The organism is uncultured Psychrosphaera sp., assembly GCF_947500655.1.
Taxonomy (GTDB): domain Bacteria; phylum Pseudomonadota; class Gammaproteobacteria; order Enterobacterales; family Alteromonadaceae; genus Psychrosphaera.
The window spans coordinates 16,728-31,884 of sequence record NZ_CANMSK010000005.1; the positions used below are offsets into that span (position 1 = coordinate 16,728).

The following is a 15,157-nucleotide window of genomic DNA, read 5'->3' on the forward strand; positions in this document are numbered from 1 at the left end:
ACAAATTAAAACAAACGTTTGAATTTATTCTTACCTATCTTATAAACACTAAACAAATATAGCTGATAGTTTTAATTTTTCTTACTGCTAAGTTTAATAAACAATAGATAAATTAGAGAAAATACAACAGAATCCGAATAAGAGAAACTAATAACGAGATGAAAAAAGAACTATGACTATTTGGGTTGATGCAGATGCTTGTCCACTTCCAGCAAAAGAAATTTTATTTAAGGCTGCAGAGCGAACAAAAACACAATTAATTTTAGTGGCAAATCAATACATTAAAATTCCACCATCACAGTTTATTCAAATGATACAAGTGCCTAGTGGATTTGATGTGGCCGATGATGAAATTGTAAAGCGCGCGCAACCTAATGATTTAGTTATAACATCAGATATTCCACTGGCGGCTGAAATAGTAGAAAAAGGCGCATTGGCACTAAATCCAAGAGGTGAGCTTTACACCACCAGCAACATTAAACAAATACTTAATATGCGTGACTTTATGGATACTATGCGATCAAGTGGGATTAATAGCACCGGACAGCCTAAATATGGTGATAAAGATAAGCAACAATTTGCTAATCAGCTGGATCAGTGGCTAGCAAAGTCATCGCATTAGCTCAAAAAAAGCAGTGATTATAATCACTGCTTTTTATTAATAACTGCAATTACCTGCTACTAATTTGTAAGTTACGGCTCTTCATTTTCTACTTTGGGGATCACCACATAATGACCAGTAAACTCAGCAACTGGAGTTACATCATCTAACACTTCTACCTTCACGGTTATTTTGGCTTTTTCATTATTCTCTAGTGGCTTAAAATCACCTTCGATATTTTCAAAATTAGCAATTGAACGAGGTAACTCTGTAACCGGTTTATGATAATGAATATCTGCATCAGCCAGTGCAATATCACCTTCGATTTTTTCTTCTTTCATCATCAAGTGGACTAAGCCCCAGCCTGTTAAAGTAGCTAATGAATAAATACTGCCCGCAAACATAGTGCCTTGTAAGTTCATTTTTGGGTTTAATGCCGCTCTAGTTTCAAAAGTAGAACCTGTATATTGAAATACCCGAATTCCCATAAGCTGGGTTATTGGGATCTCTTGATGCCAAATATTTTGTAAATCTAAACACCATTGAGGGTTGCGAATAATAACTTCTACTCCCTCTAATGGTTTACACATTTGCATATGTGGAATTTGTCCAAATATTTCTGGAGCTTCTCCTGTAACGTGATAGCCTAAATTTTCATAGAAATTAGTCGCACTTTTACGAGCATTTAAAATAACTCGTTTAACACTCTCTTGTCGTGCGATTGCCTCTAAAGACTCCAACATGATCGTTGCCAAGCCTTTACGTCTGTGTTGCTCAATAACGGCCATATAACGGATCTGCCCTTCATCCGTATTAACTATATGTAGTCTAGCAACGCCAACAACCTTACCTTGATCATCAATAACCATTCGATGCCAAGCATGTTGTTCATATTCGTCTTTTTCTGATCCCCTAGGTTCTTGTAAAGGCGCTCTTAATACTTGCCAACGGATCTCGTAGTAATGTTCCCACTCTTCCTCTGTTTGTGGAGCAACCACTTGATACATATATATCCCCTGCCGAATTTAAAACACTATTATTTTTATGTTTATATTTTTTATTATTTACGTTACAAATAACTCAATCTTTCAACCATTTAAGACTATTCATGAACTTAGCGCAAATACTATCTCCAGATAAACAAGCTAAAATGGTTTATATGAATAACGATTCAAACAATAGAATCACTATTTATCAGAACGAAAACTACACTTGGTTGTTAGTACAAGATGTAATTCAAAGTGCAATAGAAAACCAAAAACCTTATAGACCAATTCTGCCATATTGTTTTGTTATGCTGCTGCCTATGCTACATCACAAAGCACCAAATTCAATTTTAGAGCTAGGTGGTGGGGGTCTTTCTATACAGCGTTATCTAAGTTATGCCTACCCTGCTATTAAGATGACTAGTGTTGAAGGCAGTCGGAAAATTTTGGATGTGGTAGATCAATTTTTTCCTACTATTAATCAACCGTCCGTGATTAAACAAGATGCGTTTAGCTTTATAGATTCTGCACACCAAAAACAAACCCGTTACGATTGGATTTTGTCAGATCTCTTCCATGGAGACGAATCACCAATACTTATTAAAAATCAGAGATTATTCAAACAACTATTCGATTTAATAAATCCGAACGGTTGGTTAGTAATAAACTGCTTAATTGATAATGATGAGGACGTCATGCTGTTAGGCGACTATTTAAAGCAAACATTTAATAATAAGCATTATATTTTTGCCGTACCTAATATGCAAAACCATATATTAATGGTTAATAAAATAGAAAACTTCCATTTCCCTGAAGATATTGAATTATGGAATAAAGCTAAGTAACACAAGTTGTACATATGTTACTTATTTATATTGTGGAGTTAATATAAAGCGGTCTTAAGAAAAGTTACTTATTTTTTAATTCTTCAACTATGACTTCTAGCTGTTCCAACTTTGCACGAGTTCTCGCTAGTACTTGAGTCTGCACGTCAAATTCTTCACGGCTAACTACATCTAATTGAGTCAGTTTAGCTTGTAAAACTGCCTTTACTTTCTCTTCAACATTGTCAGCTATGTTTTTAACACCTGGAGGGATGGCATTTGTTATTTGTTCCGCTAACTGCTCTATTTTTTTAGCGTTTAACATAGTGTGATCCTTAAAATTTTATTATTGAGTGATAATACAAAAAAAGACCAACATATGTTGGCCTTTTTATATTTTTATTTCAATATTTTACACTAACGTTTAATTACCATGTGATCATAGTTTGCAAGTTAGCACCGACTTGATCTTCAGATGCTTGTACACCTAGGTCGATTTGAATAGGACCTAGATACAAGCCAATACCCGCAGTATAAAGACCTTGAGCATCAGTAGTTTTTGCAAGCGTATCATCTGCTTCTATTAAATTATGTCTATAACCCGCTCTCAATTCAGCAAAGTCCCAAGCATTCAACACTAAGCCTAAACTTGCATATTGAGTACCTTGGAAGAATTCAGTGCCATCTGCAAAATGAGGGCCTTGAGATTCTGTAACATCAACGTCAGCAGCTACACGATACCAATCGCCATTATAACTTGTACCGATCCGTACTTGAGGTTTAACTTCAAAGATAAGCTCTTCTTGATCAGCGGCTAAACCATCTGGATTTGATGTAATAGTAACGCCATTTAAATTTTTAACTGACACACCAACACGCCATTTATCAGCTGAATCTAACGCTAAAATAGCACCGATATCCGCAGTCACAAAACTTTCAGAACTTCTGTATTGATCATCATCAACATTATCATCCTCAAAACCAGATGTAGAAGCTTGATAATCAAAGAATTCTAACTGTACAGTTTTAAATGTAGCACCAACACTTAATACTTTCCCGCCATCTAATTGCCAGTTACTACCAACTGTCATTCCAGCTTCAGCCCATGCAATTGCAGCTAAACGTGTATTTGATTTTAAATCTTCTTCATCAAACTTAATGCTTTGAGAGTCTGTATCAAAAACATCGGCGAATTCCGTTTCGATACCAACTTGTGTATTTTTAGCGTCTTCTGCTATTACTTCCGCTTCGTCTACTAATAATTGTGCGTCATTAATATCGTCCTGTGTCGCGTTGCCTGCATCATACGACTCTTGAATTGCCGCTAACTCAGCTTCTTTTTCAGCCAAGTCATCATATAACGGGCGAACATCATCAATTAACACTTGACCTAACTCAGCAAAACGACGAAAGGTAGCTGTATCGTCCTCAGCTACATTCACCTTTCCACCAATAATAACCTGTGTATTAACTTGAAATGACATTGCAAAAGATTCAAATGACATCCCAAGCCCACCATTCACTCCAATACCTAGATTAAAACCGGCACCATCAAGTTTTTCCATAGAGTCAGTCAAATTATTAGCCGAATCAATATTGCTTTGCAGTAGTTCTATATCATCTTCTAATAAATTTACGTCAGAGAATCCATCAAAATCATCCGTATTTTCTGAAAATTCGTCCATAGTATCTATTGCATCATTTTGTTCAACTAAGCGAGCGGATAGATTTAAGGCTAGAAAAAAGTCTTCATCTGTACCAGCAGCAGAGCCAATAAGAGCTGGATTATAATTTGCGGCAGCTGACCAATGCGCATAAGTTGTACCTGCGCTACCGTAGCCTGATGAACGGCCTGTTTGAAAAAAGTAATCAAATGCAGATGCAGATGTACTTGTTAGCCCAACTAAAGTGGCCATAGCTAATACTGACTTTTTCATGAATTCTCCTAGAAAAAAGTTAACTGTGTTTTTTTTGATTGTATTTTATTCACCCACTGATATTAGTCCAAGATAAACTAACTTGTAATGAAATACAGTTATTTTTTATATTACCTTACTTATTTGGTAATATCCCACCCTAAACAAAAAGGGTACAACGTGAAATTAAATCCAGAGCAAGAATTAGCCGTTACATATGTTGATGGTCCATGTTTAGTATTGGCTGGTGCCGGTTCTGGCAAAACCCGCGTTATCATAAATAAAATCGGCCATCTTATTGAAAACTGTAATGTTCCTGCAAATAAAATTGCAGCGGTTACGTTTACCAATAAAGCCGCACGTGAAATGAGAGAGCGTGTTAATCAGTCGATTGAAAAACATAAAGTGAAAGGTTTACAAATATCGACATTTCACACTTTAGGTTTAAATATAATAAAGAAAGAGATAAAAATACTTGGATATAAATCAAACTTTTCATTGTTTGACGATCAGGATTGCTTTGCATTATTAAAAGAACTTACAGAAACTGAATTAGGTGAAGATAAAGAAAGTATCTACCAATTGATCAATAAAATATCAAATTGGAAAAATGAATTAATGCTGCCACAGGCTGCCATAAGTCAGGCAGAAGACTCGGAAACTGCATTGTATGCTGAGCTATATCAACGTTATCAATCTCAAATGAGAGCTTATAACGCATTGGATTTTGACGATTTAATACTGATCCCTACCTTATTATTTAGAAATTACCCTGAAGTGATTGCTCGCTGGCAGGAAAAAATTCAATACCTGTTGGTAGATGAATATCAAGATACCAACACCAGTCAGTATGAACTGGTCAAAATGTTAGTTGGAAAGCGTGCTCACTTTACTGTGGTTGGAGATGATGACCAATCTATCTACTCCTGGCGTGGCGCTAAACCACAAAATTTAGTGTTACTCAGTAAAGACTTTCCGAATTTAAACCTAATAAAGCTTGAACAGAACTATCGCTCTGTTGGTTGTGTATTACACGCTGCTAATGTTCTTATTGATAAAAACCCGCACGTTTTTGATAAAAAACTAAAAACAACAATGGAATACGGCAACCCTATTCGGGTCATTCAAACCAAAAATGAAGACAATGAAGCCGAGCGCGTTATTGCCGAAATTATTGGTCATAGGTTTACCAATAAAACACATTATGGTGATTACGCCATTCTATATAGAGGTAATCACCAAAGTCGTATTTTTGAAAAGTTACTAACTACAAATAGAATCCCTTATAAAATAAGCGGCGGAACGTCATTCTTCTCTCGCCCAGAAATTAAAGACATCATGGCGTATTTACGTTTAGTGGTTAATCAAGATGATGACAATGCATTTTTACGTGTTGTAAATACACCAAGACGCCAAATAGGCCCGGTGACATTAGAAAAGCTTGGTCATTTAGCTAATGACAAACACATCAGCTTATTTGAAGCGTCTTTCGATACTGCATTTATTAGTATGATTTCAGGTCCTGCCAAATCAGCCATCCAGTATTTTACTCGTTGGATTGTAGAAATAAGCGATCAGGTATTACGCAGTGAGCCGCTAGATGCGGTAAAAGAGCTATTAAAAGGCATTCATTACGAAGATTGGCTGTTTGAAACCAGCGCTAGCCCTAAAGCTGCAGAAATGAGAATGAAGAATGTCAGCGAGTTATATAAATGGGTAACTCAAATGTTACAAGGTGATAGTGAGCATGAGCCATTAACGTTACTTGAAACAGTTAACAAGTTAGCACTACGTGACATGATGGAAAGAAATGAAGATGAAGACGAAAGTAACAATCAAGTTCAATTAATGACAATGCACGCGTCCAAAGGCTTAGAATTTCCATATGTATTTATGGTGGGTATGGAAGAAGGTTTTTTACCACACCAATCTAGTATTGACGAAGATAACATTGAAGAAGAAAGACGTTTAGCTTACGTTGGAATAACTCGAGCGCAAAAGGAATTAGTACTCACTTACACCAAAGAACGTCGTCAATATGGTGAAACTGTTATGAGTGAACCATCTCGATTTATTGATGAGCTTGATGAAAAAGATCTTAGATGGGAAAAAACAGGACAAGTTGTACCACAAGAACAACGTCAGCAAAAAAATAAAGCTAACATAGCTAACTTACGTTCTATGCTACAAAAGTAATATTCAAGCTATGACACGCAAATACAAAAAAGCCAATCATCAAGATTGGCTTTTTAATGCTAAGCATAAATACAATTTAGCAGATTTAGTTACCGAGTCATCAAATAACTAACCTTTAGACATAAACTCAATAGCGGCTTTAATCTCATCATCTGAACACGCCATACATGTTCCTTTAGGCGGCATAGCATTAAAACCGTTTATTGCATGTTTTAACAATACATCCATGCCTTGTGCCACTCTTGGAGCCCATGCTGCTGCATCACCTTTTTTAGGTGCATCCAAAACGCCAGTTCCATGACAAGCGATACACGCTTGTTGATAAACTTGCTCTGCTGACTTAGGTCCAGTAGGTTCTGCAGCCTTTTCAGGTTCAGCTCCTGCAAGATACACTTGTCCAACTGGTTGAATTCTTTGCTCTACAGCACTTTTCGTTGGTTCAGTTGCTTGAACCGAAGCTATAGATAGTACAGTTAAAAGTGTTACAAGTATTTTTCTCATTATGAGCTCACCTATTTTTTAAGATACACAGACATTATATCTTGTAAATTCTATCGATTTAAATATCCATTGCGATATTATGGATTTATAAGCACTAGCAAATCAAGTAAATGCCTATATTTATTTATTTATTTCTTATTAAGGTCTATTTATCTTTCATATTCTTCAATATATAAAGATATATTATTCTCAATTCGAGCATAAACCGTATAATTTGCTCATCTCGATAATTTGCTTAAACAGAGCAAAACTTGATACCAAGAATAGACGATATAAATAAAAATACGTTAATTGAAAATAATATTAAAAAGTCCTAGATCCAATTCTATTTTATGTGTAAGTTAGCTGTCCTATTTTTGAAATAGAATGATAATCAACCCATTAAAGGTTATAAATAAACCACTATAATAATAAGAAATTGGAGTCGCCACCGTCGCTTAACACAAACTAATAACCCCATTTAAAATTTTAATTTTTTGTTTAGCTGAATAAAGTGTTATTCACGTACTTATCCACAAGCTTAAAATGTTATACACAAATTTAATCTTCTATTGAACGCTATAGCTATAGCGGCTTTCGACATTTTATGTCATTCTTACACACTAATTTATTCAAAGTAATTTGGAAATAATCCACATGTCTAATGATCGTATTGCAGACTCTAGCTCACCTTTAATTTTAGTTGATGGATCTTCGTACTTATTTCGTGCTTATCATTCACCACCGCATCTAACTAATTCTCGCGGTGAAGCCACTGGTGCTATTTATGGCGTGATCAACATGCTAAAAAGTTTAGTTCGACAATACTCACCTGAACAGATGATTGTTATCTTCGATGCCAAAGGCCCAACATTTAGAAATGAAATGTATTCTGAATATAAAGCTAATCGCCCTCCTATGCCTGACGATCTCAGGACGCAAATTGCGCCTTTGCATAAAATTATTGAAGCTATGGGATTACCAATTACAGCAATAGAAGGTGTAGAAGCCGATGACGTAATAGGTACTATTGCAGATGAGCAATCTAAACTAGGTAACAAAGTATTAATAAGTACTGGCGACAAAGACATGGCGCAACTTGTTAATGAGCATGTCACCCTTATCAATACCATGACCAATACAATTCTAAATCCAGAAGGTGTTGAGACTAAGTTTGGTGTTAAACCAGAACAGATCATTGATTATTTAGCATTAATGGGTGATAAATCTGACAATATCCCTGGCGTTCCCGGTGTTGGCGAAAAAACAGCCGTTGGACTTATTCAGGGCTTAGGCAGCATCGATAATATTTATCAAAATCTTGATGACGTTGCTGGTTTAGGATTCCGTGGTTCCAAGACCATGAAAGCTAAGTTGGTTGATAACCAAGAACAACTTAAACTTTCTTATCAGTTAGCCACTATAAAGCTTGATGTAGACCATGGCATTTCCGCCGAGAACATGTTTATTCAATCTCCAGATAAAAACAAACTAGCCGAGTTATATAAAGAGTGTGAATTTAAACGCTGGTTGGCAGAAGTGTTAGCTGGAAATGATAATTCTGAACCACCTTTGGTTGGCTCGACTCAAAAACCAACCTCTACTGACACGAGCACTGACAATAATATTGAGGCCGTTGATCCTACCGCCCCAATTATTAATAAAGACTTATACCAAACTGTTTTTGATTCAACTCAGTGGCAAGCAATTTTAACTGAAATCAACAATGCAAAGCTCATCGCATTTGATACTGAAACTACATCCATTGATTATATGGATGCAGATCTAGTTGGTTTTTCCATAGCTTATGAATTTAATGACGATATTAAAGCGGTGTATGTTCCACTTGCACATGATTACGAAGACGCCCCTGAGCAAATTTCATTAGAGGCTATCACGCCAAGTTTAAAAGCTTTGTTAGAAGATGAGTCTATACACAAAGTAGGACAAAATCTTAAATACGACATCAATGTTTTAGCTAAATATAAGCTAATTATTAAAGGTGTTATTAGCGACACTATGTTGCAATCCTATGTATTTAATAGCAATGCAACCAAACACAATATGGATAGCTTAGCGTTAAAATATCTTGGTCATAGCTGTATTTCATTTGAAGATGTCGCCGGTAAAGGAGCTAAAAAATTAACCTTTAATCAAATAGATATCGAAATAGCAGCGCCTTATGCGGCAGAAGATGCTGACATAACATTACGTTTGTATAAATATTTTGAAGAGAAATTACAGAAAATTTCACCGCTGAACGATCTATTACATAATATTGAAATGCCATTAATGCCTATTTTGTCTCACATTGAACATAATGGTGTGTTGATAGACGCAGATCAGATGCATGCTTTAAGCAGCGAATTTTCTATCAAGTTACAAGAGCTTGAATTAAAAGCTCATGAACTTGCAGGTGAAGAATTTAATTTAGCCTCACCAAAACAGCTACAAGTTATCTTGTTTGAAAAATTAGAGTTACCCGTTGTGAAAAAAACACCAAAAGGTGCACCATCCACAGCAGAAGAAGTATTGCTTGAGCTTTCACATGATTACGACTTACCAAAAGTAATAATGGAATTTAGAGGGTTAAGTAAACTCAAATCTACCTACACAGATAAATTACCGTTAATGATAAAACCAGCAACGGGACGAGTACATACCTCTTATCATCAAGCTATTACAGCAACAGGAAGACTAAGTTCAACTGATCCAAACTTACAAAACATTCCAATTAGGAATGCAAATGGTAGAAGAATTAGAGAAGCGTTTGTTGCCCCGCAAGGAACCAAAATAGTTGCTCTCGATTATTCACAAATCGAACTACGCATCATGGCGCATTTAAGTAATGACAAAGGCTTATTAACCGCTTTTGAAAATAACTTAGATATTCATAAGAAAACCGCTTCAGAGGTTTTTTCAACACCTTTTGATGAAGTAACTACAGAGCAAAGACGTGCGGCTAAAGCTGTTAACTTTGGCTTAATTTATGGGATGTCAGCATTTGGTTTAGCTAGGCAGCTAGATATTAAACGTGGTGAAGCCCAGTCATATATAGATAAGTATTTTGAGCGATTCCCTGGTGTTCTAACTTATATGGAAACCACAAGGGTTAATGCAGAAAAACAAGGTTATGTTGAAACCTTATTTGGCAGACGACTTTACTTACCAGATATTACGGCGCGCAATGTTCCTCGTAGAAAAGCAGCGGAACGTGCCGCAATCAATGCGCCTATGCAAGGAACTGCAGCAGATATTATCAAAATGGCCATGATCAACGTTTACCAGTGGCTCACATCAAATAACATACAAGGTGTGAAGATGGTAATGCAAGTACACGATGAATTGGTTTTCGAGATAAATGAAAACCTTGTTGATGAGTATTTACCAAAGCTAACTGAATTAATGGAAAGTGCAGCATCATTAAATGTACCTTTAATTGCCGACTCAGGTATTGGTGATAACTGGGAACAAGCACACTAACTAAACGTTAAACCATAATAAAAACACGGTTGTGTAATTAAATTACACAACCGTGTTTAGCATTCATTTCAAAAAAAATATCTTTTTTATTGCTCAAAACATCTTCAATTTCTAATTATACAATAATACTAACTCGTTATTTTAAATGTAAAAATTAGAGTCGAGTCAGTAATTGTTGCAGATTTATTACACAGGGAAAAGTTAACCCCTTTATTTACAAGGGTTAAGCGAAGAATAAAAACTCAGTTATTTTAGAGTAAAAACTTTACTTTTAATTTTAAAACGTTATTATAACCACAGTCGCTCTTATGAGTTGACCCTGTTGATATTTGACGAGATTAATAGCCTCTCCCCAATTTGCTATAGCCGATACTTTTAAAGTATCGGTTTTTTTTTGCATTTTTATAATTTATTGACTGTTTTGTAATTTGATTACAACTATTAACTTTTAATTAATAGTTGTATGGATAGGCAGTATTAATAAAGTTTAAAGCTCAGGTTCTTCAACAATTGCAGGTTTTAATTCTTCAGCATCAAACCAAAGATCAAGTTTTTTAGATAATTGAGGAATACCCAATTTCTTCAATGATGAAAACGTCTCAACCGACACATCACCATTAAACTCTTTCGCCATCTCTTTAATGCGTAATAGCTCAGATTTACGTTTACCAGATTTAAATTTATCTGCTTTAGTCAATAAAGCTAAAACCGGTAACTCAACTTCTACTGCCCAATGAATTAAATCTTTATCCAAATCTTTCATTGGATGGCGAATATCCATTAAAACAATTAATCCTTTTAAACAATTTCTTTTTTGTAAGTATTCAGTTAATGATTTTTGCCATTTTATTTTCATCGCTAAAGGTACTTTAGCAAAGCCATAACCTGGCAAATCGATTAAACGACGTTCATTCCCCACATCAAATACATTAATTAACTGAGTTCTTCCTGGGGTTTTACTCGTACGAGCCAAACCAGTTTGATCCGTTAATGTATTTAGTGCGCTGGACTTACCTGCATTTGATCTACCTGCAAACGCAACTTCATATCCAGCATCGATAGGTAAACGGCGAATATCAGGCGCCGACGTTAAAAATGACGCTTTTGTATAGTTAATAATTGATTTAGACACCGTATTTCCTCTATATGTGTGTTTTCAAACTTTAATATTCAGCAACTTGAGATAAATATACTCGCTAAGAATGTTTCACATTCTCACATTTGGTGTAGAATATCCTTAATTATACTCTTTGCGTGAACTGCTTCATAGACAAAGGGGTTGAGATAACTTAAATAATAGAGACAATACTATGAGAAATATTGCATTTACACTTACTATGTTAGTTGGACTCATTGGTTCAGCCCACGCTATTGAAGGCGATGCCGAAGCCGGTAAAACAAAATCAGCCCCTTGTGCTGCGTGTCATAGCGCTGATGGTAATGCAGCACTCGCTATTTATCCTAAAATTGCTGGCCAACATGCTAGTTATATTTATAAGCAGTTAAAAGAATTAAAGTTAGGTATGACATCTGGCGGAAAAGAAGGCAGATATGACCCAGTAATGAGTGCAATGGCTTCTCCTCTATCAGATCAAGATATGAAAGATCTTGCTGCTTATTTCTCATCGCAAACAATGACTTCAGGAAGTACAGCAGAAAGTGTTGTTGAAACAGGACAAGATTTGTACCGCGGTGGTGATATGGAGCGTGGCATACCAGCATGTTTAGCTTGTCATGGTCCACGTGGTGTTGGACATAGCCTTGCAGGCTTTCCAAAAATATCATTCCAACATTCGGATTATATTAAATCTCAGTTAGAGAAATTTCGCGATGGCACAAGATCAAATGATATGAATGGTATGATGCAAGATATCGCGGTTAAATTAAGTGATAAAGATATCGAAATATTATCAAAATATATGTCTGGACTTCACTAGTCAGTTATTTTAAATAACATTAAATTAAAAAAAGCGTCTTAGACGCTTTTTTTATTTCTGAATAATGTAAGTCATTGGCTATAGTTAGCTGTAAGACATATCGCACTAAAGTGTGTAGGAAATATCTGATAAAAAAATTTAAATACAACATCAAGGCTTTGTAAACCAAGGAATTGTTAGTTTACTTAATAAGCAGATGTAAAAAAATATAAATATTTACTTGTGACTTTTGTCAATAAGAGTACATTAATCCCCGTTACCACGTAGTGAATAAAAATATGGAAGCGACTCAGGGAAGTGGGTGTGGATAAAAATTGTGGAGTTACCAATTGGTCTCCCAAGGAACGATATAATAAAGTGTCAAGATGACCAATAATTAATAAAGACATATACGGACATTAAATAAAAATAATACGGATTATTAAATGAGTGACTAGACAAGGTGTCATGCTTTCGGAAGGAATTATCGAAATTAAATAGGAGAGGTGTCAAACTTAGTTTGAACAAGCTCAAAAATTCAAGGCGATAGATGTCACACTGTCGCCTTTTTTATTGCCTTTTATTCCATAAATACAAATTCTTCAGTAAACTCACATTAACTAAACACCCTATATGTCGGATAAATAATGACACGCCAGAAAAAAAGCAGAAAAGTCGCAGAGATCAGAGTTAGAAGTAAAGAGACTCGCGATGAAAAACCTACCGAAAATCGTCGCAAAAAAACGCCTAAAGGTCAAAAAGCAGGAACCAGAAATAGCTTAGTGGAAGAACAAAAAACGGCTATAACAGGATCTAATATTAAAAAAGATCCAAAACACGGTAGTAAAAAACCTATTTCATTGACTGGATCACCTGTAAAAGAAGTCATTGAAAAAGAAATATCTCATTCGACTAGTAAACCCGCTGGAAAACTGAGTAAAGCTAAAGTTGCTAGTATCCCACCAGATGTAGAACTAACGGATATAGAATCAGATGAAGTATTAATTGCGTTAGTTGAGCGTGTAGAAGACGGTGAGCTACTTGCAGGTAAAGAAGCTAAGTACTTTAACAAATTAATGGATCGTCACGCTGAGCTTCTTAGAATCCTTGGTGTTGAAGATGAAGAAGAAAATGACTTTGAAGATGAAATTGACCCAGTTGAAGGATTAAAATCTGATCAATGGGATGATTTGTTAGACGAAGAAAAGTAAGGTAGTAGCATTTTGTATTGGATTATCGCATTAGCTGTACTACTTCTTGTTGCCCTTTCTTATTATGCCGGCACATTACTGTGGCGAGTAAGACAGCAAGAAGAAGCTAAAAAAGAAGAACAAACCAAAAAACTTAATTACATTACCGACAGCATCTGCCATATAGCAAAAGCGATGAAAGCTGAGCAATGTGAACCTTCTGAAGGTGTATTAAGAATTTGGGTTTTGCTAGAGCATTATAATAAAGAACAAGCTGAGCCTAAAAATTATAATGAATTTTATAACGGCTATTTCTCTTTATATTCAGAAATAAAAGAGATGCCAACCCACGATGCAAGGAAGAAGTTTAGTAAAAAAGATATACTAAAATTAGATCTTCAACGGATGGAAGCGGAACAGAAGTATGCAGAACAAATACAATTGGATACAAACCAATTACTTCTGGAATTTACTCTGAGTAAGTAATCTATTGTTTAATCATCAAAGCTAGGCTAATACCAATTGAAATAATACATTAAGTAAAACGAAAAAGGGAAAACTATGTTTTCCCTTTTTTATTATATTTTTCTAGTCCTGAAATGAGTGAACTTAATTCAGCCCCTGACTTTCAGCTTCTAACTTCAACTTCTGTAATGTTTTCTCTTTTTGTTGCCACAAGCCAGAGACCCATTGATGTATATGCTTTTTGTATTCTTTATCCGTAGCATAATCACCAATTAGGTCGTTACTGATCTCATGAACATCAATATGCATAAATACATTTTTAACACGGCCAGATAAGAAGTTATAAAAGGTTGGGATCTTGTTCGGATAATAAATAGTGACATCAATCACCTTATGTAACTGCTCCCCCATTACCGTTAATACAAAACCTACACCGCCAGATTTTGGTTTCAACAGCCCTTCTAATTGACTACTTTGTTTTGCATGTTTTGTATCCGTATAACGAGTGCCTTCCATAAAATTCATAATAGACACTGGAGTGTGTTTAAACTTTTCACATGATTTTTTTGTCGTTTCTAAATCTTTGCCTTTAAGATGTGGATGTTTAGCTAAAAATGATTTGCTATAACGCTTCATAAAAGGAAAATCTAATGCCCACCAAGCAAGGCCTAATAGAGGCACATAAATTAATTCGTGTTTTAAAAAGAATTTTAAAAATGGCGCTTTACGATTAAAAACTCGTTGTAGAACGACTATATCGACCCAAGACTGATGATTTGATATAACCAAATACCAATCTTTTTTTGATAATTCGTAATTACCGGAAACTCGAACATCCATTCGGCTGAATACTCGCTGAATAAAATAATTTACAGTTACCCAACCCGTTGCACAACGATCTAAAATTCGCCCGATAAAAGCTCTTAGCGCTGTAATAGGGATCAATTTAAAGATAGATAACAAAAATATTGGTAGACACCAAAACAATGTATTTAATATATAAAAACTTAACGCGACAACGGCCACCAACATCCCAAAAACTTTATTCACACGTTTTACTCTTTAACTCTTAATTTCAAAATACAAATTCAAACTATTAT

The 15,157-nt window shown here is 35.3% G+C and carries 13 protein-coding genes; 7 read left to right on the plus strand and 6 right to left on the minus strand.

Going from position 1 to position 15,157, the window contains the following annotated elements; genetic code table 11:
• Nucleotides 1–172: 172 nt before the first annotated feature.
• On the plus strand, nt 173–622 hold the full coding sequence (locus tag Q0940_RS06090) for a YaiI/YqxD family protein (RefSeq protein ID WP_299265605.1): 450 nt from the start codon (nt 173–175) through the stop codon (nt 620–622).
• 71 nt (nt 623–693) lie between these two features.
• Here the strand turns inward: Q0940_RS06090 and Q0940_RS06095 are convergent, their stop codons facing one another.
• The gene (locus tag Q0940_RS06095; protein WP_299265608.1) at nt 694–1,608 is read right to left on the minus strand and encodes a bifunctional GNAT family N-acetyltransferase/hotdog fold thioesterase; all 915 of its coding nucleotides are present in this window, start codon (nt 1,606–1,608) and stop codon (nt 694–696) included.
• A 101-nt stretch (nt 1,609–1,709) separates the two neighbouring features.
• Between Q0940_RS06095 and Q0940_RS06100 the strand changes: the two genes are divergently transcribed.
• On the plus strand, nt 1,710–2,432 hold the full coding sequence (locus Q0940_RS06100) for a hypothetical protein (RefSeq protein WP_299265612.1): 723 nt from the start codon (nt 1,710–1,712) through the stop codon (nt 2,430–2,432).
• 64 nt (nt 2,433–2,496) lie between these two features.
• Here Q0940_RS06100 and Q0940_RS06105 read toward each other — a convergent pair whose 3' ends face one another.
• Both Q0940_RS06105 and traF read right to left on the minus strand, forming a co-directional pair.
• Nucleotides 2,497–2,736, minus strand: a complete 240-nt coding sequence (locus Q0940_RS06105) for an accessory factor UbiK family protein (RefSeq protein ID WP_299265615.1) — start codon at nt 2,734–2,736, stop codon at nt 2,497–2,499.
• 103 nt (nt 2,737–2,839) lie between these two features.
• Nucleotides 2,840–4,348, minus strand: a complete 1,509-nt coding sequence (traF, locus tag Q0940_RS06110) for a conjugal transfer protein TraF (protein ID WP_299265619.1) — start codon at nt 4,346–4,348, stop codon at nt 2,840–2,842.
• 159 nt (nt 4,349–4,507) lie between these two features.
• On the opposite strand from traF, the gene rep reads away from it, so the two are divergent.
• Nucleotides 4,508–6,523 carry a DNA helicase Rep gene (gene rep, locus Q0940_RS06115; protein ID WP_299265622.1) on the plus strand — a complete coding sequence of 672 codons (2,016 nt, stop codon included), beginning with the start codon at nt 4,508–4,510 and terminating at the stop codon, nt 6,521–6,523.
• Between the two features lie 108 nt (nt 6,524–6,631).
• On the opposite strand, the gene Q0940_RS06120 is transcribed toward rep, so the two are convergent.
• The gene (locus tag Q0940_RS06120) at nt 6,632–7,024 is read right to left on the minus strand and encodes a cytochrome c5 family protein (RefSeq protein WP_299265626.1); all 393 of its coding nucleotides are present in this window, start codon (nt 7,022–7,024) and stop codon (nt 6,632–6,634) included.
• Between the two features lie 636 nt (nt 7,025–7,660).
• Here Q0940_RS06120 and polA point away from each other — a divergent pair.
• On the plus strand, nt 7,661–10,486 hold the full coding sequence (gene polA / locus Q0940_RS06125) for a DNA polymerase I (protein ID WP_299265629.1): 2,826 nt from the start codon (nt 7,661–7,663) through the stop codon (nt 10,484–10,486).
• A 487-nt stretch (nt 10,487–10,973) separates the two neighbouring features.
• On the opposite strand, the gene yihA is transcribed toward polA, so the two are convergent.
• Nucleotides 10,974–11,606: a ribosome biogenesis GTP-binding protein YihA/YsxC gene (gene yihA, locus Q0940_RS06130; protein WP_299266115.1), complete on the minus strand. Its 633-nt coding sequence runs from the start codon at nt 11,604–11,606 to the stop codon at nt 10,974–10,976.
• A gap of 190 nt (nt 11,607–11,796) precedes the next feature.
• Between yihA and Q0940_RS06135 the strand changes: the two genes are divergently transcribed.
• The 3 genes from Q0940_RS06135 to Q0940_RS06145 all read left to right on the plus strand — a co-directional run bounded on the left by Q0940_RS06135 (nt 11,797) and on the right by Q0940_RS06145 (nt 14,078).
• Nucleotides 11,797–12,423: a c-type cytochrome gene (locus Q0940_RS06135; RefSeq protein WP_299265632.1), complete on the plus strand. Its 627-nt coding sequence runs from the start codon at nt 11,797–11,799 to the stop codon at nt 12,421–12,423.
• 626 nt (nt 12,424–13,049) lie between these two features.
• Nucleotides 13,050–13,613, plus strand: coding sequence for a Der GTPase-activating protein YihI (gene yihI / locus Q0940_RS06140; RefSeq protein WP_299265635.1), 564 nt, complete (start codon nt 13,050–13,052; stop codon nt 13,611–13,613).
• Nucleotides 13,614–13,625: 12 nt separating this feature from the next.
• Nucleotides 13,626–14,078: a DUF2489 domain-containing protein gene (locus tag Q0940_RS06145; RefSeq protein WP_299265637.1), complete on the plus strand. Its 453-nt coding sequence runs from the start codon at nt 13,626–13,628 to the stop codon at nt 14,076–14,078.
• 123 nt (nt 14,079–14,201) lie between these two features.
• Here Q0940_RS06145 and Q0940_RS06150 read toward each other — a convergent pair whose 3' ends face one another.
• Nucleotides 14,202–15,107, minus strand: coding sequence for an acyltransferase (locus Q0940_RS06150; RefSeq protein WP_299265640.1), 906 nt, complete (start codon nt 15,105–15,107; stop codon nt 14,202–14,204).
• Nucleotides 15,108–15,157 lie beyond the last annotated feature (50 nt).